We start from the raw sequence: 22,673 nt of genomic DNA on the forward strand, positions 1-22,673 counted from the left end.
CACTTATGGCACAATCAGCACAACTTCCTAAACAGAAAGAATTGTTTGGGCATCCGGTAGGACTGTATATTTTATTCTTCACAGAAATGTGGGAGCGCTTTTCCTATTATGGAATGCGGGCGATATTAGTATTGTATTTAGTGGCAGAAACAGCATCTGGAAATCCCGGTTTAGGATGGACCAATGCCGAAGCGCTTTCGCTTTATGGTACATACACAATGCTAGTTTATGTTTCTTCCATTCCGGGAGGTTGGATCGCCGATAAATATTTAGGTCAGAAAAAATCTGTGCTTTACGGGGGGATTCTTCTTGTTGCCGGGCACGGTATTCTTGCGGTTGAACAAATGTGGGCGTTTTACACAGGGCTTGGTTTGATTATCGCTGGAGTTGGGATGTTAAAGCCAAATATCTCTACAATGGTTGGTGGTCTTTATAAGCAAGGAGATATTCGTCGGGATAAAGGATTTACTATTTTCTACATCGGAATCAACTTGGGTGCTTTTATCTCAAGTTTGGTAGTTGGTACGGTAGGTGAAGTTTACGGCTGGCATTATGGTTTTGGTCTTGCAGGAATTGGTATGGCTTTAGGGCTCTTGCAATATATGCTAGGTCAGAAATACCTCAAGCGCGTAGGGAACTTTTTAGGTTCATCTACAGATCCTGAAGAGCTTGCAGCGAGTAAGCGCCCGTTAAGTAAAATTGAAAAAGACCGTGTGATCGTTTTATTAGTTTCTTTCTTAATGGTGATCGTTTTTTGGGGTGCTTTTGAGCAAGCCGGTGGTTTGATGAATATTTATGCTTCTGAAAAAACAGATAGAACGCTTTCTTTCGCTTTACCATTTATCGGTAATGAAGTACCTGCATCTTGGTTTCAATCTTTAAATGCGTTATTTATCATTTTGCTAGGAACATCAGTGGCTGGTTTTTGGGCAAAGCGTAAACTCAAAGGAAAAACTGCTACCTCTCTATTTAAAATGACAATGGGACTTATAATTATGGGTTCTGGATTCTTTTTTATGACAGCGGCTTCTGCGCAATTTCAAGCCAACGGAGCGTCTGCAATGTATTGGTTGGTATTGGCTTATTTATTCCATACTGTAGGAGAACTTTGTCTTTCGCCGGTTGCGCTTTCATACATTACTAAACTTGCGCCTTTAAAATATGCGTCTATAATGATGGGCGTTTATTTTGCAATGACAGGTTTTGGTAACAAAGTAGCCGGACTTTTAGGAGAGTCTGCTTCTGAGTTGGGTGAGTATACCATTTTTACCGGAATCGCAGTTTTCTGTATCGCTTTTGCTTTACTGGTTTTAGTTTTTAGAAAGAAATTAGAAAAGCTTACCCACGGTGCTGAAGATAACGAGCGTGAGATGCTGGAGCAAGAGGAGTACGAACTCGCAGATCCTGATATTAACTAATACAGAAACGTTCAAATGGCAACTACGTCTACAGAACAATTTTTCAAAAATCCGGTGTTGGGTCATCCCGCCGGATTATTTGTTTTATTCTTTACTGAAATGTGGGAGCGCTTTTCGTATTACGGGATGCGCGCACTGTTGGTTTTATTTTTAACGGCTTCGCTGTTTGAAGAAGGTTGGGCGTGGCCAAGAGAACACGCCTTGTCGCTCTACGGAACTTACACCTCTATGGTGTATCTAACACCTATTTTGGGCGGTTATATTGCCGACAGAATCATCGGGTATCGGATGGCGGTGGTCGTAGGGGCTTTGTTGATGACCTTAGGTCATGCGTCAATGGCGGTTGACAGCGAGTTTGCGCTATATCTTGGACTCTTCTTCTTATGTGCAGGTAATGGCTTTTTTAAGCCTACAATGACTTCGATCATTTCAGAAATGTATGCCAATCACGAGCATAAAAAAGACGGCGCATACACCATTTATTATATGGGGGTTAATGCCGGCGCTTTTTTAGGAATTTTATTGTGTGGATATCTCGGTGAGCAATGGGGTTGGCATTGGGGCTTCGGTCTGGCCGGAATTTTTATGTTTGCAGGAATGCTTCAGTTTTATTTTGCTCAAGGAATATTTGGCGAAGTAGGGAAGAAGCCGGTTAAAGCAGAAAATAAACAAGTCACCGAAGATCCTTCGGTTAAAAGAAATCCGTTTACGGCGATCGATAAACTATTAATCGCTGTAAGTGCGCTTATCGGGTTGGTGTGGATCATTAATGATCCCATGTCAAAAATAGGCGGCACTGATGTTTTTGCGTTTGAAGTAGGTAGTCTTTCCGGAAGTAACTTTATGATTCTTATAGCCCTTTTAGTATTTCTGGTTTTGGTTGTAGCAAGAATTGTTCGCTATACGACCTTAGTGCGCGACCGAATGATCGCAGTATCTATTTTTGCATTTTTTACCATTTTTTTCTGGGCAGCTTTTGAGCAAGCCGGTGGGTCGATGACCATTTTTGCAAATGATTACACAGACCGCGTTTTAGAAGGAAGCGCCGGGATGATTTTTAGAATCGCAAACACGTTGATCACGATCATTCCGTTAGGGGTGATCACTTGGGTGTTGTATTTGTTGTTTAAGCAAACGTTCAAAAATTATAAGTGGGCAAATATCATTTTAGGAGCAAGCTTTTTAATAATCTGGGGACTAGTATTGACGATGCTTTACGAGCAGTACACTGCAGAATCTCCTGAAGTTCCTGCTTCATGGTTTAGTGTATTAAACTCTTTATTTATCATCATTTTTGCACCACTTTTTTCTAAAGTTTGGGAATCAAAATATAACCCCAGTGTGGCTGTAAAATATGGAATCGGACTCATACTTCTTGGGACTGGTTTTGCAGCTTTGGCATACGGTGCCAGCGATATTCCGCAGGGTGCTCAAACCGCTGCTGTAAGTATAATTTGGTTGATTCTTGCCTATTACTTTCATACGATGGGAGAACTTTGTTTGTCTCCGGTGGGGCTTTCCTACGTAAGTAAATTGGTTCCCGGTAGAATGATCGCAATGATGTACGGAGTTTGGTACCTGGCAATAGCTATCGGAAACAAGTTGGCCGGAAGCACCGGGGGAATGATCGATCAGGTTGCTCAAGAATATAGTTTATCAACCTTCTTTTTATTATTCTTTTTAATTCCGGGAGGAGCAGGAGTTTTAATAATTTTGTTACATCCTTTACTGAAGAAATTAATGCACGGAATTCATTAAAACGGTCTGTTTTTTGAATTACCACCCTAAAAATAATACATGCAACGAGTTATAGTTTTTTTAATGATTGCCATTTGTAGTGCCGGAAGCCTTTCAGCACAAGAAAAAATAAATTGGATGAGTTTTGGAGAGGCACTTAAAGCACAGAAAAAAGAGCCTCGCAAGATCTTTATGGATGTGTATACAGATTGGTGCGGGCCGTGCAAATTACTGGATAAAAACACCTTTCAGAATCCTGATGTCGCAAAGTATGTGAATCAAAATTACTATGCGGTAAAATTCAATGCTGAAGGAACAGAGTCTATAGATTATCAAGATTTTGTGTACACGAATCCTAATTATGATCCTAAACGAAAAGGGCGCAACAGTCAGCATTTATTTGCGCATGCAATGAAAATAAATGCGTACCCCAGCATTGTATTTTTTGATGAAAAAGGCAATTTGATTCAGCCGTTGCCGGGTTATAAAACACCACAGCAGTTAGAACTTTTTCTGAAAATGATCGAGTCTGATGATTACTTAGAAATCACTACCGCCGAAGCTTGGGAGGAATATCAATCTAATTTTGAAAGTACTTTTAAGAGCTAAAAAGTAATTACTCTATTTTATAAAATCCCTTTTCATACGTATTGTGAAAAGGGATTTTCTTTTTTGTGCAAGTAGCTTCCCAGCGCGCTACATAACTTTTGTAGTTGCTTCCGTCAGCAATGTAAACCGCATTAGGGTAACGTTCAGTAACCCGATCGAGATTCACTTTTGGAGATTGTGTTAGAACAATAATGTCGGGTTCAAGCTTTGGAATTTCAAAAACGGCACTACTATCTATTCGAAAAATAGTCTGTTCTTTAATTTGGTAGAAGTGTTTCAGCTCAGCTGTTTGCACTGCAGTAACCTGCTGATGCGTTTTAAACTGGTTTAAAAGTTGTTGAGGTGGTTCGCGATCTGATTCGGTGTAATAAGTGAATTCAAGTTGCTCATTTTGATAAGAAAACAGACTGGTTTGGTATTGATGAAGAATGTAAAACTTAGGTTGCCTTTGGGTGAATTCAGAAAAAAGAAGCGTGATAGGAAAGCTTATAAGTACTAGAAGTAGCAGGCTTATGTTTTTAAAACTAAACCTTCGGCTAAAGTTTTCCGCGGAAAAAATTAAAAGGTACGATAGAATGACGAGCGGTAACGAGAAATAAATGTTTTCGATTAGGAATACATCAAGACTCGCCAATCCTTTTATAAAGGTATTAAGCCAAGTCAGGATCAGATCATAACAATCAACTGCAAATTTAGGAAGCAGGTTGAGCGCTGCTGCGGTCAATAGGATCAAGCCATAAATTAGGACGAAACCCAAAAAGGGCAACACGACACAATTAGCTATAAGAAATACTCCCGGGAATTGGTGAAAATAAAATAGGCTTAGCGGCAGTACGCCTATTTGTGCGGCAAGACTGACCAAAATGATTTTCCAGTAATACTGTAGTAGCTTGTACTTTGGGAGGCCTAATTTTTCAAATTTTGGATAGAGCCACAGGATTGCAAAGACCGCAGCATAACTCAATTGAAAACCTACTTCAAACAGTAATCTTGGTCTGATCGCCAGCAATACAAATGCCGAAGCGATCAGCGCATTGAATCCTGCTTTTCGCTGATTAAAAAAGAATCCAGCTTGAATGAAGGTGAACATTGTTGCGGCTCTTAATACCGAGGGCGAGAAGCCGGTGATTAACGCAAACCCCCAGATCACTAATAAAACGATTAGTGTTTTTAGAATGCGGCTGCGCCGATAGTTGCCTAGTGGTTTAAGCAGAAATTGTACTATAAGCATAAGGATTCCCACGTGAAGGCCAGACACAGCTAGTATGTGAATGACTCCGGCGTTGGCGTAATCATTTTGCAAGTCGGTAGAGAGCTCTTGGCGTTGTCCTAACACAAGTGCGTTCAAAACCGCTCTGTTGTCCGGATGCATTGTAAAACGGTCTAGTTTGGCATTCAGACTTGCGCGTAAATGATCTGCAAAGGATTGTGGCGAATTCCTTTTATTAGGAAGTTGTAGCAACTCTTGCTTAGATACTGTTATTGCAGCAAAAATACCTCGTTGTTCGAGATAGGTCTTGTAATCAAATTGAAACGGATTACGAGGTGGTGCGATCTTTTGTGCTGCTGTTTTTGTTAGGATGTATTGCCCTACTCTGAGATCTGACGCTGGTTTGGCACTGTCTTTTTCAATATTCACAATCAGTTTTCCGGTTGCCGGTGTATTCTGAATTTGAAGTACGCGGGCGACATATTTAGAGTCGTAAAAACCGGGTTTTAGTTTTTCGTCAATTTCAAGCAAGATTATTTGAGGTTGCTCAAAGGCTAAAGTTTTGGTGTAATGCGATTCTTTGAGCAAAGGATCAGAAAGCGTAACTAGTAAAATACCAATAGCAACAAAAAGCAAAAATGCTGTGAAGGTTGTGAAAACACTGTAGATGTGTTTCCGTTTAAAAATAAAATGAAGACTGAGAAAACTGAAAAAGCAACTCAAAAACACAACGAATTCTGTGAGTAAGCTGAAGTTCAAAACCGGGCATAAGAGTATACCTGAGATCAAACCCAGTAGGGCAATGCAAAGTGTTATGTTGATGCCTTTCATAACAAATGGCAACAAGAAGTGGGTTAGTACTTTGCAATACTAATCAAAAAATCAATGAGTTACATAATTCTTCGGGCTTCTTTAAAGGCGTTGTTCCAGTAGCCTTCATTAAGTGAAGACACGATAACGCCTTGAGAGGTAGAAGAGTGAATAAAAAGAATTTGCCCCGGTAAAACATCAACCACAATACCTACGTGATTGATTTGACGGCTGCGTCTGCCGGTAATGAAGAACAATAAATCACCGGGAATAACATCATCGGTTTTAATGCGTTCGCCTTCTTCTGCAATATGTCTGCTCACACGCGGAATGCTTATTCCTTCCTCCAGAAATGCGGTGTATACGAGTCCGCTGCAATCCATTCCTTTAGGAGTTGTGCCTCCGTACTTGTAAGGCGTGCCTTCATACTGGCGGGCATTTTTGATGATATTGAATCGAAGTTGATTTTCTTCATTCGGTTTTATTTCTGATAAATACATCAATTCACGCGTTGAAGGATCAGAGGTGGGGACCGAACTTTTTTCTGGAGCTATATATCTCGTGTTTTCTACTGTGGTTGCAGATTTTACCGCTTTTTTGCTTCCGCCGCAGCTTACTAAAGCAATACTTATAATTATCGAGAGGCTTGTTCTGGTCATATACAATCTAAAGTCAGTTTGACTGAATAGCATTTACAATAAGTTTAGCCGTAGTGGCACTTGCACCTACGCCGCCTAACTTTTTTTCTAATTTATAATATTCTGAAAAAAGTGCTTTTCTTTTTTCTTCTTCTAAAATCTCTGCTAACGCTTTTTTAAGCGTTTTGGTATTGAATTCGGTTTGAATTAATTCTTTTACTACTTCGCGATCCATAATAAGGTTTACTAACGAAATGTAATCGAGATTAATAACGCGTTTTGCGATCTCATAAGAAATTCTTCCACCTTTATAACAAACGACTTCAGGAACTTTAAAGAGTGCGGTTTCAAGAGTCGCTGTGCCAGAAGTTACCAGCGCAGCGTGCGCAACGTCTAGTAAATTGTACGTTTGATTCATGACGATATGAACCCGATTCTTTTTTAAAAATGGTTCGTAAAAGTCCTGGTCTTGACTTGGGGCTCCGGCGATCACAAATTGATAAGCGGGAAAATCAGGAGTAACGCTCAACATAATCTCAAGCATTTTTTGTATTTCCTGCTTACGGCTTCCGGGCAATAGGGCGATAATAGGTCGCTCATCTAATTGGTGTTCCTTTCTGAAATTTTCAGGAATCACCGGTGTACGTGCACTGATCTCATCAATTAAGGGGTGTCCCACAAAGTGCACCGGGAAGTTATGTTTCTCCTCATAAAATTGCTTCTCAAACGGAAGAATTACATACATCGCATCAACATCTTGTTTGATTGCTTTTATGCGGCCTTCCTTCCAAGCCCAGATTTGTGGAGAGATGTAGTAATGGTTTTTATAACCTTCTTGTCGTGCCCATTTTGCAATGCGCATATTAAAACCGGGGTAATCAATATAGATGATCACATCGGGGTTAAACTGGGCGATGTCTTTTTTACAAAATGCTAGATTCTTAGTGATGGTCCGTAGATTCATAAGCACTTCGAGGAAACCCATAAATGCCAGATCACGATAGTGTTTAACGAGCGTACCGCCCACTTTTTGCATCAGATCGCCACCCCAGAACCTAAAATCAGCATGTGGATCTTCGGCTAAAATTGCCTTCATCAAATTAGCTGCGTGTAAATCGCCACTGGCTTCCCCTGCTATGATATAGTATTTCACGACTTGCGTAATTGTTTTCCGTAGAACGAAAAGTTAATCATTAAATTTCCAGTCATTCAGTTTTTCTATAAAATGATGCGCGGTCAGATCAAATTGCACAGGAACCACCGAAACATAACCGTTAGCCAAAGCCCACTCATCTGTATCCTCACCTTGATCTTCGTTTACAAATTCGCCACTCAACCAATAGTAATCTCGCCCCATTGGGTTGGTGCGTTTGTCAAAATCTTCAACCCATTGCGCATTAGCTTGACGCCCCACTTTAATGCCGCTTATTTCGCTGGCTTTTAATTTTGGGATGTTTACGTTAAGCACAACACCTTTTGGCAATCCATTTTGCAATACTTCTTGCGTGATCTTTTTTACGTAAGCCGCGCAATGCGAGAAATCAGCATCTATAGAATAATCGAGTAGCGAAAACCCAATTCCGGGAATTCCTTCTACACCTGCTTCTACAGCTGCGCTCATAGTACCGCTATAAATGACATTTATAGATGAATTAGAGCCGTGATTTATACCACTGACACAGATGTCAGGCTTGCGATGCATAATTTCTTGCACGGCGATCTTAACACAATCAGCCGGTGTGCCGGAGCAACGGTATTCTTTGTGCGTGTCATCCTGAAATTCTTTTACCGGGTCGCAATAAATAGTGTCGTTGACAGTTATAGCATGGCCCATACCGCTTTGCGGGCTGTCAGGAGCTACAACGACCACATCTCCAAGCTCTTGCATGATGCTTATTAATTTGCGTATTCCGGGAGCCGTGATGCCATCGTCGTTAGTGACTAGTATAAGAGGTTTTTGATCGGTCATTTGGTTTTGCTTTCTGACGCTAAAATACTAAATTACCAAGCCATAGCCCGGCTTAACGTTTAACAAATTGTTAGCTGAAAAATTAAGCGCTGGCACGGTTTTTAATGTAGATTGCTAGTAAAAGATGAAAATGCAACGTATTATGATAAAAAATGTGAAGGTGCTCGTTTTGGCCTTACTGTTAGCTGCAGCTTCTTGCAGTTTTACCACAAGTGATGAAGATCCCGGAAAAGATAAAGTACTCGTTAGCTTAATTTCTTATGTGCTCGAAAAAGGGCACTATGATGCCAAAGAATTTAATGATGAATTCTCTGAGGAGGTTTTTGATGATTTTGTAACTGCCTTAGATCCTCTAAAGCGTTATTACCTTAAAAGTGATATCAAAGAATTTGAAGCCTATAAAGATCAGATAGATGATCAAATTAGAAAGGAAGATATTAGCTTTTTTGATTTAGCATACACACGACTTAGAGAACGTATGGAAGAATCAAAGGCGATTTACGATGATATTTTATCTCAGCCATTTGATTACTCTAAAGATGAAACTATTGATACAGAGTATGAGAACTTAGATTATGCTAAAAATCAAAAAGAGCTTAAGGCACGTTGGGAAAATCAACTGAAGTTCAACACCATTGGCACATATTACGATCGTATTGAAGAAGAAGCTAAAAAGGCTAAAGACTCAACAGGATATACACCGTTATCAAATTCAGAAATTGAAAAGGAAACGAGAGAGACTACCAAGCAATCTTTAGTTGAGTATTTTGAGTTTGCAGATGAATTAGATCGAGAAGATTACTTTTCGATTTACATCAACTCTATAGTTGAAGAATTTGACCCGCATACCACGTATTTTGCGCCGGTTGATAAAGATCGTTTTGATATGCAAATGAGTGGTCAGTTTCAAGGAATTGGCGCCCGTCTTCAGAAAAAAAGTAACGAGATTAGTATCACCGAAATTATTTCTGGTGGACCAGCTTGGAGAGGTGAAGAGCTTAAGGAGGGAGACATTATTCTAAAGGTTAAACAGGCAGATGAAGATGTTGCAACTAGCGTTGTTGGTATGCGTTTAGATGATGCGGTAGAGCTGATTAAAGGCCCTAAAGGAACCGTAGTAACTCTTAATGTGAAGAAAAAGGATGGCTCTATCAAGAATATTGCAATCACGCGTGATGTAGTGGAGATTGAAGAAACCTATGCTAAAACCACGACTGTAGATAAAGACGATAGAACGTACGGTGTGATCAATTTACCAAAGTTCTATTTTGATATGCAGAATGCAGAGCAGCGCAATGCTGCAACTGATGTTAAGAAAGAGATTATACGTCTTAAAGAACAGGATGTAGATGGTCTTGTAATTGATTTAAGAAGTAACGGTGGAGGATCACTTTCTACTGTTGTAGATATCGCAGGTTTATTTATTAAAGAAGGACCTATTGTACAGGTAAAATCAAATGGAGCGGATAGTGAAATTTTAAAGGATAAAGATCCTGAGATTTTATGGGACAAGCCTCTTGTGATATTAGTCAATGAAATTTCGGCTTCTGCAAGTGAAATTCTTGCAGCTGCTATGCAAGATTACAAACGAGCTGTGATCATAGGTAGTAAGCAAACCTATGGAAAGGGAACAGTTCAAAATGTATATGACCTAAATCGCTGGTTGCGTCAAAATGATTTAGGCGATATGGGAGCTTTAAAAATCACTACACAGAAGTTCTACCGAATCAATGGTGGTTCGACTCAATTAGAAGGTGTGAAAAGTGATGTAGTGGTTCCAGACCAATTTAGTTACATTGATATTGGTGAAAAAGATCTAGACAACCCGTTACCTTGGGATAAGATCGCTGCAGCAGATTATGAGGTTTGGGATGGTTATATAGATTATGACCAAACCATCAGCAACAGTAACGCACGTATGGCTAAAAATAAGCAGTTGCAACTGATTGAAGAAAATGCAAAATGGATTAAAAGCAAGCAAGATGATTCAGTTTGGCCTTTAAACATTGATGCATATTCTGCCAAGATGGAACAAAACGAAGAGGAAGCTAAACGCTTTGATTCTTTACGTAATTATAAGTCAGGCTTAACGTTTAAATCGCTTCCATACGAAATCCAGAAATTTGAGAGCGACACGGTTTTAAAGCAAAAGCGTGAGCGTTGGCACCAAGATCTTGCTAAAGATGTTTATATGGATGAAGCCATTAACGTGTTAGAAGATCTTAAAGTAAATAATATTAGAAGAGGTAAATTGGCTGACGTTAGGGATTAACCTATGGCAGAACATTCAAGTTCATTAACTCATTTAGCGCTCCAGAAATTCAAAAGAAATTTCTGGGGCGTTTTGAGTTTTATATATATCGTGCTCTGCGGTTTGATCGCCTTATTTGCATATTTGATCGCACCAGACGACTCGAGCAATGCCAATCAAATGCATTTGGCTATCCATTCTAAAAAGCCCAGATTTCGTGTTGAAATGCTGAATGTTCCCGGGCCGGAACATCAAAAGCAAAGTTGGATAGGAGCGCTGTTGAATGGAAAGGTTAATACCGATACAGAAATTCCGATCTCGAGTTGGACCCTGCACGAGGATGAGGTAGAATATAAGCCTTATTCTGAAGATGAAGACCTCGAGTTAACCAAAGCAGTTGCTTTAAAAGATTTTGGAATTACAGAGGTTTCTAAGAAAGACTTCGAGGAACAATTTATATCTGAAAAAGTTTTTCTTCTGGGTACTGATAAATACGGTCGTGATTTGTTGAGTAGAATGCTCATAGGTACACGTATTTCTTTTAGTATTGGTTTTGTTGCCGTTTTGATCTCACTGTTGATTGGTGTGGTTTTAGGAGCTATTGCGGGCTATTACGGTGGTAAAATAGACGCACTCATTATGTGGATCATCAATGTTACTTGGTCTATCCCCACATTATTGCTAGTCATTGCCATTACTTTAGCTTTAGGAAAGGGTTTCTGGCAGGTTTTTATAGCCGTAGGGCTTACGATGTGGGTAGAGGTAGCTCGTGTGGTTAGAGGGCAGGTTCTGAGCGTTAAGGAAGCACAGTATGTCACCGCCGCTCGTGCTCTTGGCTATCGTAATATGCGCATTCTATTTAAACATATTATCCCTAATATTTTGGCACCGGTAATCGTGATCAGTGCCGCAAATTTTGCCAGCGCAATACTTATAGAAAGCGGACTTAGCTTTTTAGGGATTGGTGCGCAACCGCCCATTCCAAGTTGGGGAGCGATGATCAAAGATCACTATTCTTATATTATTTTAGGAAAAGCCTATTTGGCAATTATTCCTGGTTTGGCAATTATGAGTTTAGTGATGGCATTTATGCTTATGGGCAATGCCTTACGCGATGCTTTAGATGTAAAAGGAGTAAAATAATTTATGCGAAGAAAGTACACTTACCCGCTTTTGATGATGGTGGCTATTACGATCATTTATCTTGTAAATCAGCATTTAGATCAAAAGCAAAAAGAGCAACACGTAGCCACAGGTGCGGAAATCAAGTCAACGGCATTAAGCTTTTTATTTCCGGAAGCCGCGCCAGAAACGGTAGTCCATCATCAGTATTACAGCTTGTCATACAATGAAGCTGCAGAGCAAGCCTCTTGGGTGGCTTACACCTTAGAGAAATCCCAACTGCAGAACAGCAAGAGTTTGAGTAGGCCGTATTTTATAGTAGATAATGCTGTGGAAACGGGAGCGGCAGACTGGCGTAATTATAAAAACAGTGGTTATGACCGCGGACATTTATGCCCTGCCGGAGACCGAAGTTTTAGCACGCAGGCGTATAATGAAACTTTTTTAACCAGTAATATTAGTCCGCAACTGAATGCGTTCAACGCGGGAATCTGGAATCGCCTTGAAAATCAAGTTAGAGATTGGGCTTCACGGTACAATAAGATAACGGTAATAACTGGCGGACTAACAACTAACGGTTTGGGTACGATAGGAACCGAGAACGTGGTCGTTCCTAGTGCTTTTTACAAGATGGTCCTTCGGAAAAATGATTCAGGCTACTCTTGTTTGGCTTTCTTAATTCCGCATCGCGAAAGTGACGCAGCGCTTCAGCAGTTTGTGGTCTCTGTAGATGAGGTAGAAAATGCAACCGGTATTGACTTTTTTCCGCAATTGGAAGATTCCATAGAACACAAAATAGAAGCTGAAAAACCCGTGGATCGCTGGGTGTTTTAATTACCATTCATTAACCCGATTGCTGTCGAGTTTGATAAAAATAAACAGCAAGATGGTGAAGCCCCAAAGCCCCGAACCACCATAGCTAAAAAACGGCAGCGGGATACCTACAGTAGGGAAAACGCCGGTAACCATCCCGATGTTCACCAGGAAGTGTATAAACAATATTCCGGCGATGCTGTAACCATAAATGCGACTAAACTGACTCTTTTGCCGTTCTGAAAGAATGATGATACGCAACATTAAGCCCACAAAAAGCAGGATCACCAGTGTGCTTCCTAAAAAACCCCATTCTTCGCCTACGGTACTAAAAATGTAGTCTGTATGCTGCTCCGGTACAAAGTTTCCTTTAGTTTGAGTTCCCTTTAAAAAACCTTTTCCGGTCAGTCCACCGTTGCCGATAGCAATTTCAGATTGATAGGTATTGTAGCCTATACTTTTCATATCTACATCTTTACCTAACACCACATTAAAACGGTCTCTGTGGCGCTGTTCAAAAACGTTCTGAAAAATGTAATTCACCGAAAGTACAAACAGGATAGAAACTATTGGCAATATGTAAAAATACCGTTTACCAAAGCGCTTTTTTCGGTTTTTGATGAGCAGAATAATAGCGATTAACACAATGCCGGCAATGATATACACAGGACCAAAAGCAAGCGTTAAAACAAACAGCGCGATGGTAATAGAGCCGGTAATTAAATAAATTCCAGAAAGTCCTTCGCGATAAAGCGGAAAGAAAAAGGCTGCGTAAACAAGCGCGCTTCCCGGGTCAGGTTGAGGCACAATGCAAAGCGCAGGTAATGCAATGATAATAAAAGCTCTAAACTGGTGGGTGAATGACTTTACATCAGTCTGAATGTCGCTAAGATATTTGGCCAAGGCTAGAGCAGTAGCTGCTTTAGCAAATTCACTAGGTTGTAAGCTAAAGCTTCCAAAGGCATACCAACTGGTTGCACCACTTATGTTTTTTCCGAAGACAAAAAGGCCTAATAAGGAGGCGATCGAAACGACATAGATCACACTGGCAAACCGCTCAAAGAATTTGGCTTCCAGTGAGAGTATAAACACAATCAACAGTAAACTCAAAGCTATAAAAAGCAGCTGTTTTGTATACAGATTGCTGAGGTCAAAAAAGTTTGAAACTCCTGAAGGATCAATAGAAGCAGAGTAGATATTTACCCAGCCAATACCTACCAGCGCTAGATAGATCACTATAAGAAGCCAGTCAAAATTATTGCGTGCGTTGCGTGCTGTACTGCGCATTAACTTTTGAGCTTTTCTTCGATTTTACCACTTATTTTTTTACCATCATTAATTGGGAATGGCTTTCCGCTTAAGGGTTTTGCGTATTCTTCTTCAAGACTGTGGGTTAAGATCCAGTCTTCAAGATCGGTACGGGTAATCTCACCTTTTATATGCTTTTCGATCATTAAACTGGCAATCTTTCCACCGTAGCGACCACCCCAATACCCATTTTCAACAAAAACAGCGATAGCAATTTTAGGATTGTCTTTAGGAGCAAAAGCTACAAAAATCGAATGATCTGTAAGCTGCTGACGTTTACCATCTATTTTGGTATAGTTTTCAGCAGTTCCTGTTTTTCCACAAATCTCAATTCCAGGGATCTGTACGCCTGCCGCTGTACCGTAATTATACGCGCCAGACATTCCTTCAACCACAGGTTCGTAGTTTTTAGCATCGATGGTCGTATAATTCTTAGTGCGGTATTTTTCAGGAATAGCGTCGTGTTCGCCTTCAATATCTTTTACTATATGCGGCGTATAAAACCAACCTCTATTTGCAATGGTGGCGGTCACATTTGCAAGTTGAATAGGCGTGAGACTCACTTCGCCCTGCCCGATAGAATTTGAGATCGTAGCAGTACTAAACCATTTGTATTTAGGATATTCATAGGCTCTGTTGTAGTAATCGCTATCCGGAATATAACCGGGACGGCCCGTAGGTAAATCGGTTCCCATATATTGCCCAAGTCCAAAACTTGCCAGATGATTGTGCCAAACGTCCATACCTTCCTGTGGTGTGTCGTACTTCTCGATCACGCGGCGGTACACATTGGCAAAATAGGCATTGCACGAGTTTGCGATTCCTGGTACCATACTCAACGGACTAGGGTGGCTGTGACATCCTAATTTTCTTCCTCTGGAGCCATAATAATAGCCCATATGGCAGGCAAAACTTTCTTGAGGGTCTACCACATCTTCCTGTAAAGCAATAAGTGCATTTAGGGTTTTAAATGGAGATCCCGGAGGGTATTGTGCTTGTAAACCGCGGTCAAAAAGTGGTTTTGCAATAGAATCGTAATATAAGTTGGTAAAGTTGCGAGAACGCTCTCTACCCACAAGCAGTGCAGGATCAAAATTAGGTGCGCTTACTAAGGCAAGAATTTCACCTGTTGAAGGTTCAATGGCGACAATTCCGCCGCGCTTATTTACCATTAGTTCTTCGCCATACTTTTGCAGCTCAGCATCAATGGTAAGTGTCAGGTCTTTTCCGGGCTTGGGAATGGTATCGAGGCTTCCGTTTTTATAAGCGCCAATATCACGATTAAAACGATCTTTCTGAATGTATTTAACTCCTTTTACTCCGCGTAAAATTTCTTCGTATTGGCGTTCAACTCCTGTACGCCCTTTTAAGTCACCTGATTGATAGTACGGGTTATCTTCAATATCAGCACGGTTTACTTCGGCGATATAGCCTAAAAAATTTGCGCCGTAATCTACCTGATAATCACGCAACGATCGTTTTTGAATATAAAAACCTTCATACTTACGCATTTTTTCCTGTAAATAAGCGTATTCGGATTTTGTAAGCTGCGGAATCACTATAGACGGAAGTCTGGGAGAATACACACGGGCTTTGTCTAATCGCTTGACCAATGCTTCTTTCGTCATTTTTAATAAGCCACAAAACTCGGTAGTGTCAAAGGGTTTTACTTCTCGAGGAATAACCATAACATCATACGAAGGTTGGTTGCTGACTAATAGCGAACCGTTGCGATCATAGATGTGGCCGCGTTGCGGGTAATCATAAATTCGCTTGATCGCATTGTTTACCGATAAACTGGCATAGGAAGTATCTAAAATCTGAAGATAAAAGAGCCTTCCTGTTAGGAGGATTCCGGAAATTAAAACAATAGAAAAAAGCAGAATTTTTCTCATCTACGCTTAACGCTAAAAAGGGTTATTAGAATGATACAAAGAAGCACAGTAAAGGCCCCACTGAACAACGTCTTTTTAAGTATATAGATTATGTCTGAAAAGTTAAAACTTTCGAGGAAAAATAATATCAAATGATGTGAGAATACTAAGATTGTGGTATACAGTAAGCGTTGGCCAAAAGCTGCTTTAACCACTTTGACTGCGTTATATTCATACGCAAGGCCAAAAATTGATTGTAAGATCCAAGGTCTTAAATAGGCTATGGTCACACAACTGGCAGCATGCATTCCGCCGCTGTTGCAAAACATATCAATGCTGATCCCTAATAAAAAGCTCAATGCCAACAACAAGGCTTTGTTATCACCTATGGGAAATAAAATAATAAACAACACGTAGGGATACGGATTGATATACCCTAAAAAATTGATGTTGTTAAATATTGCGATTTGAACCAAAACAAGAAATACAAACCGCAGTATGTTTTGCGTGACACTATTGTTCATCTGCTGTTTGTTGTTCTAGAGTTTGTATTTCGGTTCGGTCAAGATTTTCAATGACATACACATACCCAATGTTTGTCATGTCGTTAAAAAGTTCAACTTTAATACTGTAAAAGTTTTCGCTAGGATCAAGCTCAAAAGACTTGATGGTGCCTATGCCAATACCTTCCGGAAAGATGGTTGACTTTCCGCCGGTAACAATGGTGTCGCCTTTTTGAACAGGAGCCTTAGACTGTACATCTATAAGGTCTACGATATTAGGATCCCCGCCGCGCCATACTAAAATACCAAAGTGATTACTTTTCTTCAGCTTGGCATTGATCTGTGAATTGCTATTAAGGATGCTTATTACAGTAGCATAATTGGCCGAAGCGCGATCTACGATGCCCACAATTCCTTTGCTGGTGATTACGCCTAAATCTTGTTTCAGGCCGTCTTTAGTCCCGGCACGTAGCGTGAGAAAATTGTCCTTAAACGTATAGTTGTTATTAATGGTTTTAGCGGTGGTAAACCGGAAGCGCTTATGAAAAGTAGCCGTATCTATTTTTTGCGAAATGCTGTCTCGCGTGTTGAGCAATCGGGTGCGTAATCTGTTATTTTCTTCAACAAGCTGCGCATTGTGCACTTTTAAATCAAAGTACTCTGTAATGTTATCAAGACTGCTGTAGATTCCACCGCTTAAGAAGTTAGCTGAATTTACAAACTTGCTACGATGATACGAGTGCGACTGAATCGTAAAAACCAGCGAAATAAACAGCAAAAAGGCATAGAGCAGAAAGTTTCTGTACTTTATGAAAAAATTGACGATTTGCTGCATGAATCACGATGCTATTATTTGATGAGTACGCTTTTAAACTTGTTTAGGTTTTTAAGCGTGATCCCGGTACCGCGCACCACAGCGCGCAAAGGATCTTCAGCAATGTACACCGGTAAGTCGGTTTTTTGAGACAAACGCTTATCTAGTCCGCGCAGCATACTACCACCACCGGCAAGGTAAATCCCGGTGTTGTAAATATCTGCAGCAAGTTCCGGAGGCGTTTGAGAAAGCGTTTCCATCACGGCGTCTTCAATACGTAAGATAGATTTATCTAAAGCTTTAGCGATCTCTCTAAATGAGATTTGAACCTGTTTTGGTTTCCCTGTAAGCAAATCACGTCCTTGAACGCTCATATCTTCCGGCGGAACCTCTAAATCTTCGGTTGCTGCTCCTATTTGAATTTTTATTTTTTCCGCACTGCGCTCTCCAACATACAAGTTGTGTTGGGTGCGCATATAATAAATGATGTCATTGGTAAAGACATCACCCGCAATTTTAACCGATTTATCACATACAATTCCACCTAAAGCGATCACCGCGATTTCAGTGGTTCCACCACCTATATCTACAATCATATTTCCTTTAGGCTGCATAATGTCAACGCCAATACCAATAGCCGCAGCCATAGGCTCGTGAATCAGGTAAACCTCTTTACCGTTGACACGCTCAGCACTTTCTTTTACCGCACGCATCTCAACCTCTGTGATTCCTGACGGAATACATACCACCATTCTAAGCGCAGGAGCAAACATACGTTTCTTAAGCGCCGGGATCTCTTTGATGAACATACTCATCATTTGCTCACTGGCATCAAAATCTGCAATTACACCGTCTTTGAGCGGGCGAATGGTTTTGATGTTTTCGTGCGTTTTACCTTGCATCATCGCAGCGTCTTTACCGGCAGCAATGATCTTATTGCTCATGCGGTCTCGGGCTACAATAGACGGACTGTCAACCACAACTTTGTCATTGTGAATAATAAGGGTGTTTGCGGTACCAAGATCTATCGCTATTTCTTCGGTAAGAAAATCAAAAAAGCCCATATGCGCTGTTGGAAATTAGGGTGAGTATGCTAAAGGTTAAATCTTAAATGTAGTTAAAAAATATGATTTTTTAATGTTTAAAATGTCTGGTTCCGGTCATTACCATGGCCAATTCATTTTCGTTGCAATAATCAATGCTTAGCTGATCTTTGATAGAGCCACCCGGTTGAATTACCGCTGTGATTCCGGCTTTGTCAGCGAGTTCAACACAGTCCGGAAACGGGAAAAATGCATCACTGGCCATAACTGCGCCTTTAAGGTCAAAACCAAAAGAAACCGCTTTATCCACAGCTTGACGTAACGCGTCAACACGTGAAGTTTGACCGGTGCCGCTTGCGCAAAGTTGTTTACCTTTTGCAAACACGATCGTATTTGATTTGGTATGCTTACAGATCTTAGAAGCAAAGATTAAATCACTTAACTCTTGTTCTGTAGGTTTATTGTTTGTGACGGTAGAAAGATCTTCAAGACTATCTGTTTTTGCATCTTTATCCTGAACTAAAATGCCGTTTAAACAACTGCGCACTTGATCGTTAGGAAGCGCAATTGGCTTTTGAATTAAAAGCACGCGATTTTTCTTTCCTTTTAAAATTTCAAGTGCTTCTTCAGAATAGCTAGGAGCGATAACTACCTCACAAAATAATTTGTGAATCTCTTCAGCAGTAGCTTTATCAATTTCTTTATTAGCGATCAAAATTCCTCCAAAAGCAGAAACCGGATCTCCGGCTAAAGCATCTACGTAAGCTTGATGTAAGGTGTCGCGCTGGGCAAGGCCACAGGCATTATTGTGCTTTAAGATTGCAAAAGTGGGCGCTTCATTTTGAAATTCTGCCATTAAATTAACCGCAGCATCAACATCAAGCAGGTTATTGTATGATAATTCTTTACCGTGAAGTTGGTCAAACATCGCGTCAAAATCACCAAAGAAGGTTCCCTTTTGATGTGGGTTTTCTCCGTAGCGTAAAGATTTACCTTGCGTGTAGCTCGCTTTGTAAACTACTTCTTCTTCATTAAAGTAATTAAAAATAGCAGTGTCATAATGCGATGAAACATTGAATGCTTTTGCGGCAAAACGCTTACGGTCAGCTAGCGTGGTCGTTCCTTTATTTGCGCTGATAAGCTCTAAAACCTCTTCATAATCATCAACCGAAGAAACACAAAGCGTGTCTTTAAAGTTCTTTGCAGCGGCGCGAATCAATGAAATACCACCGATATCAATTTTTTCAACAATATCTTGTTCTGAAGCTCCTGAGGCAACCGTTTTTTCAAAAGGATACAAGTCAACGATCACAATGTCAAGTTGCGGAATGTCGTATTCTTTCATTTCAGCAACATCGCTCTCATTGTCTTGACGGTTCAAAATTCCACCAAAAACTTTAGGGTGAAGGGTTTTTACTCTTCCACCTAAAATTGAAGGATAAGAAGTCACATCTTCAACAGGTACAACCGGAACGCCAAGATCTTTAATGAATTTCTCTGTACCCCCCGTAGAATAAAGGGTTATACCTAATTCATCAAACTTTTTAATCAACGGCTCAAGGCCTTCTTTACTAAAAACGGAAATCAGCGCGGCTTTTGCCTTTATCGGAGTGCTCATGAAGAAATTTTTAATTTGGGTGCAAAAGTATGAATTTAACTACTAAAATAGCTTGCTAATTTTCGTAATTTCTTAGCTTAAATTTGTAACACACAGCGGGCTTTTGCGTCATACCTGTGTTCAAATTAAAACGCCTTTATGCTCATCTATCTTAGGGTATTAAAAGAAAGTCTTGCTTTTGCTATCAATGCGTTGCGCAATAATAAGTTGCGTACCCTGCTTTCCTTACTGGGGGTGACCATTGGTATTTTTTCAATTATCGGGGTTCTTGCTGCAGTAGACTCGCTCAAACAGGAGATCAAAGGTAGCCTTGCTTCGTTAGATAATAACACGATTATCATCATGCGTTTTTCGTTTGCGCCCACTGATATTCCACAATGGAAACGCGAGCAGTTTCCAGATGTGAGTTATGACGAATACCAGTATATTAAACGAAATGTTCCTGATGTTGAGGCGGCATCTTTCAGCTTAAATGTAGGCGCCGAATCTATAAAGTACGGAGATAAATTAGTGACGGGAGTAAACATTATTCCTGTGACTGACGGGTATTATAATATCGAAGCTTTGCAGCTTACTGACGGAAGATTTTTTAATGAGTCAGAATCCAATAGTGGTTCAAATGTTTTGGTTTTGGGTCAAGAAATCGCCGAAAGTTTATTCGGAAGTTTAGATCCTATTGGTAAACAAGTGCGACTTTATGGACAGCGCTTTTCGGTAATCGGAGTTTTAGAGAAGGAGGGAAGCAGTATGTTTGGTCCGTCTAAAGATGGCATGGTGATCTTGCCTGTAAATGTGGTGCGCCGTATTTATGGAAGCAATAATAAATCAGCTTTTCCTCAAATTGTGGTAAAGCCGGCTGAGGGTGTTGATATCCCTGAATTTAATGCGGTTCTTGAGCAGCGTCTACGCCAACTCAGAGGATTGAAGCCTAATGATGTAAGCAACTTTTTTATCAATCAGCTTTCGGGCTTTACAGACTTGATCGATAATATCACCGGCACCATGTCTACTATTGGTGGTTTTATTGGGTTATTTTCTTTACTCGTAGGAGGCTTCGGTATTGCAAATATTATGTTTGTGAGCGTGAAAGAACGTACCAATTTGATTGGAATTCAAAAAGCACTAGGAGCCAAAAACCGATTTATTTTACTTCAGTTTTTATTTGAATCGGTGATTCTTGCCACAATAGGAGGTTTGATCGGTCTGGGACTCGTTTGGATCATTGCGCAGGTCATGTCGCAATTTACAGGAGACTTTCAGTTTGTGCTTTCGGCAACCAATATATTTTATGGATTGTCAAGTTCTATCGTGATTGGGCTTTTCGCAGGAATTGTGCCTGCATTTATGGCTTCGCGACTTGATCCTGTAGAAGCCATCAGAACCGGAATGTAATCCTTTAATCCTAAAAAAGGCAGCGCTGTTTCCAGGTACTGCCTAATGAATATTTTCTTAGAGGTAGTTGCTATGCCAAGATCGAAGAAACCTGCTCATTAACCCATTCTAAAAAGCGCTCGTCAGCTTCAGTAAAGGGATCTGGAGTGTTTGAATCAATATCGATTTGCCCAATGTTTTCACCATTAACAAAAAGCGGGACAACAATTTCAGCCTTTACAGTGATGCTGCACGCAATGTAATTGTCCTGCGCGGCAACGTCAGGAACAACAAAGTTTTGATTAGAGACAGCGACTTGGCCGCAAATTCCTTTCCCAAAAGGGATAATGGTGTGGTCTGTAGGAGCCCCAGCATACGAACTCAATTTCAGTTCGTTTTTATCCCCATTTTTAAAGTAAAAGCCAACCCAGTCATAATACGTCACATTATCTTTAAGTAACGTGCATATTTCTTCTAAGCGATGCTCAACAGATAGGTTGCTGCTGTCTAAAATTTTTGATACTTCAGGTTTTAGGGCTTCAAACGTCATTTTTCTTGTAATTTAGGGCGGTCTAAACCGTGTTGAAATTGTTTAAAATAGTTGGCAAATATAAGTCGGTAATCTTATTTATCCTTACATTTTTAGGAGTGTATGTGGTGCTGAGTTTACTTTATGGATTTTATCTGAGTAGATCAGAGTCAAGCAGCTATTATCCTGATTACATCACGCATCAAGTTGCCGTGCAAAGTGCGTGGCTTGTTGATTTATTTGGGTATGCAACGCAGTTGGCGCCGCATCCTGAAGAAGCTTCCATGGTGCTCGGCGTTGAGAATGTTTATGTTGCTCGAGTGGTAGAGGGATGTAATGCAATGAGTGTCATTATTTTGTTTGTCGCTTTTGTGATGGCTTTTTTTCAAGGTTGGCAACGTACCATTCTTTTTACTTTAGGCGGTGTAATATTGATTTATGTCGTGAATATTTTGCGAATTGCTTTGCTGAGCATCGGTTTGTATCGCTTTCCTGAAGCTCAAAATCTATTGCATGATATTGTGTTTCCGGCCATTATTTACGGTCTGGTTGTTCTACTGTGGCTGCTTTGGGTACGCAATTTTAAAAAGCAGGCAGGTTGAAATTACTTTTCAAAATAAGCATTGTTAGTGCTGCAATTTTTTGTTTAATTGCTATTAGATATTGGCAAGAACAACTTTTTTACGACCCGTTTCTGCGTTTTTTTGAAGGAGAATATCTGCAAGCGATAAGCCTTCCTGAGTTAGACGCTCTCAAACTTTATCTTCACGTAATACTTCGGTTTTGGTTAAACTCCGCGTTATCAATATTGATATTAGTAGTGCTTTTTCCGAAGAAAGAAATTTTTAGAATCGCACTTTTGTTGTACGGTTGTTTGTTTTTATTGTTGATAATAGCTTTTGTGACGATCATTGGTATTTATGACGCGCAGTGGAGTATGTTTTTATTTTATGTGCGACGTTTTTTAATACAACCCATCTTACTGTTGGTTTTAGTGCCTGCTTTCTATTATCAAAAACTACTTAGCAAAACCTAG

The 22,673-nt window shown here is 40.3% G+C and carries 20 protein-coding genes; 9 read left to right on the top strand and 11 right to left on the bottom strand.

Features of this window, described 5'->3' with window-relative positions; genetic code table 11:
- Positions 1–5: 5 nt before the first annotated feature.
- The 3 genes from LDL79_RS10685 to LDL79_RS10695 are packed head-to-tail and all read left to right on the top strand — an operon-like array spanning position 6 to position 3,764.
- A complete protein-coding gene (locus LDL79_RS10685; RefSeq protein ID WP_072984352.1) occupies positions 6–1,418 on the top strand; it encodes a peptide MFS transporter in 1,413 nt (470 codons plus the stop codon).
- A 15-nt stretch (positions 1,419–1,433) separates the two neighbouring features.
- Positions 1,434–3,176, top strand: coding sequence for a peptide MFS transporter (locus LDL79_RS10690; protein ID WP_225597700.1), 1,743 nt, complete (start codon positions 1,434–1,436; stop codon positions 3,174–3,176).
- 39 nt (positions 3,177–3,215) lie between these two features.
- A complete protein-coding gene (locus tag LDL79_RS10695) occupies positions 3,216–3,764 on the top strand; it encodes a thioredoxin family protein (RefSeq protein WP_225597701.1) in 549 nt (182 codons plus the stop codon).
- 7 nt (positions 3,765–3,771) lie between these two features.
- On the opposite strand, the gene LDL79_RS10700 is transcribed toward LDL79_RS10695, so the two are convergent.
- The 4 genes from LDL79_RS10700 to surE are packed head-to-tail and all read right to left on the bottom strand — an operon-like array spanning position 3,772 to position 8,391.
- Entirely contained in the window at positions 3,772–5,805 is a 2,034-nt protein-coding gene (locus tag LDL79_RS10700) for a ComEC/Rec2 family competence protein (protein ID WP_225599966.1), read from the bottom strand.
- A 59-nt stretch (positions 5,806–5,864) separates the two neighbouring features.
- Positions 5,865–6,476 carry a C40 family peptidase gene (locus LDL79_RS10705; RefSeq protein WP_225597702.1) on the bottom strand — a complete coding sequence of 204 codons (612 nt, stop codon included), beginning with the start codon at positions 6,474–6,476 and terminating at the stop codon, positions 5,865–5,867.
- Positions 6,457–7,575, bottom strand: coding sequence for a lipid-A-disaccharide synthase (lpxB, locus tag LDL79_RS10710; protein ID WP_225597703.1), 1,119 nt, complete (start codon positions 7,573–7,575; stop codon positions 6,457–6,459). Before lpxB ends, LDL79_RS10705 begins: the two co-directional genes overlap by 20 nt.
- 33 nt (positions 7,576–7,608) lie before the next feature.
- A complete protein-coding gene (gene surE / locus LDL79_RS10715) occupies positions 7,609–8,391 on the bottom strand; it encodes a 5'/3'-nucleotidase SurE (RefSeq protein ID WP_225597704.1) in 783 nt (260 codons plus the stop codon).
- A 142-nt stretch (positions 8,392–8,533) separates the two neighbouring features.
- Between surE and LDL79_RS10720 the strand changes: the two genes are divergently transcribed.
- From LDL79_RS10720 to LDL79_RS10730, 3 genes are read left to right on the top strand one after another with little or no spacing between them, the layout of a single operon-like run.
- Complete coding sequence (locus LDL79_RS10720; protein WP_167598808.1) at positions 8,534–10,663, top strand: carboxy terminal-processing peptidase; 2,130 nt, start codon at positions 8,534–8,536, stop codon at positions 10,661–10,663.
- Between the two features lie 3 nt (positions 10,664–10,666).
- Entirely contained in the window at positions 10,667–11,785 is a 1,119-nt protein-coding gene (locus LDL79_RS10725) for an ABC transporter permease (RefSeq protein WP_225597706.1), read from the top strand.
- A gap of 3 nt (positions 11,786–11,788) precedes the next feature.
- Positions 11,789–12,598, top strand: coding sequence for a DNA/RNA non-specific endonuclease (locus tag LDL79_RS10730; RefSeq protein ID WP_225597707.1), 810 nt, complete (start codon positions 11,789–11,791; stop codon positions 12,596–12,598).
- Here the strand turns inward: LDL79_RS10730 and rodA are convergent, their stop codons facing one another.
- From rodA to purH, 6 genes are all read right to left on the bottom strand, one after another.
- Positions 12,599–13,864 (bottom strand): rod shape-determining protein RodA, encoded by a 1,266-nt coding sequence (gene rodA, locus LDL79_RS10735; RefSeq protein WP_072984334.1) that lies wholly within the window; start codon positions 13,862–13,864, stop codon positions 12,599–12,601.
- On the bottom strand, positions 13,864–15,780 hold the full coding sequence (gene mrdA / locus LDL79_RS10740; RefSeq protein ID WP_072984332.1) for a penicillin-binding protein 2: 1,917 nt from the start codon (positions 15,778–15,780) through the stop codon (positions 13,864–13,866). Before mrdA ends, rodA begins: the two co-directional genes overlap by 1 nt.
- A complete protein-coding gene (locus LDL79_RS10745) occupies positions 15,777–16,283 on the bottom strand; it encodes a rod shape-determining protein MreD (protein WP_167596184.1) in 507 nt (168 codons plus the stop codon). Before LDL79_RS10745 ends, mrdA begins: the two co-directional genes overlap by 4 nt.
- A complete protein-coding gene (gene mreC, locus LDL79_RS10750; protein ID WP_072984328.1) occupies positions 16,273–17,097 on the bottom strand; it encodes a rod shape-determining protein MreC in 825 nt (274 codons plus the stop codon). Before mreC ends, LDL79_RS10745 begins: the two co-directional genes overlap by 11 nt.
- Positions 17,098–17,111: 14 nt before the next feature.
- A complete protein-coding gene (locus tag LDL79_RS10755) occupies positions 17,112–18,140 on the bottom strand; it encodes a rod shape-determining protein (RefSeq protein WP_009779085.1) in 1,029 nt (342 codons plus the stop codon).
- Between the two features lie 70 nt (positions 18,141–18,210).
- Positions 18,211–19,737, bottom strand: coding sequence for a bifunctional phosphoribosylaminoimidazolecarboxamide formyltransferase/IMP cyclohydrolase (gene purH, locus LDL79_RS10760; protein ID WP_225597708.1), 1,527 nt, complete (start codon positions 19,735–19,737; stop codon positions 18,211–18,213).
- A gap of 138 nt (positions 19,738–19,875) precedes the next feature.
- On the opposite strand from purH, the gene LDL79_RS10765 reads away from it, so the two are divergent.
- Complete coding sequence (locus LDL79_RS10765) at positions 19,876–21,129, top strand: ABC transporter permease (RefSeq protein ID WP_072984324.1); 1,254 nt, start codon at positions 19,876–19,878, stop codon at positions 21,127–21,129.
- A 70-nt stretch (positions 21,130–21,199) separates the two neighbouring features.
- Here LDL79_RS10765 and LDL79_RS10770 read toward each other — a convergent pair whose 3' ends face one another.
- Entirely contained in the window at positions 21,200–21,658 is a 459-nt protein-coding gene (locus LDL79_RS10770; RefSeq protein WP_072984322.1) for a GAF domain-containing protein, read from the bottom strand.
- Between the two features lie 38 nt (positions 21,659–21,696).
- Between LDL79_RS10770 and xrtF the strand changes: the two genes are divergently transcribed.
- Together xrtF and LDL79_RS17275 are read left to right on the top strand one after the other, a co-directional pair.
- Complete coding sequence (gene xrtF, locus LDL79_RS10775) at positions 21,697–22,239, top strand: exosortase family protein XrtF (RefSeq protein WP_225597709.1); 543 nt, start codon at positions 21,697–21,699, stop codon at positions 22,237–22,239.
- On the top strand, positions 22,236–22,673 hold the full coding sequence (locus tag LDL79_RS17275) for an exosortase F system-associated membrane protein (protein WP_225597710.1): 438 nt from the start codon (positions 22,236–22,238) through the stop codon (positions 22,671–22,673). Before xrtF ends, LDL79_RS17275 begins: the two co-directional genes overlap by 4 nt.

The sequence above is a fragment of the Leeuwenhoekiella palythoae genome (assembly GCF_020310025.1).
In the GTDB taxonomy this organism is placed as follows: domain Bacteria; phylum Bacteroidota; class Bacteroidia; order Flavobacteriales; family Flavobacteriaceae; genus Leeuwenhoekiella; species Leeuwenhoekiella palythoae.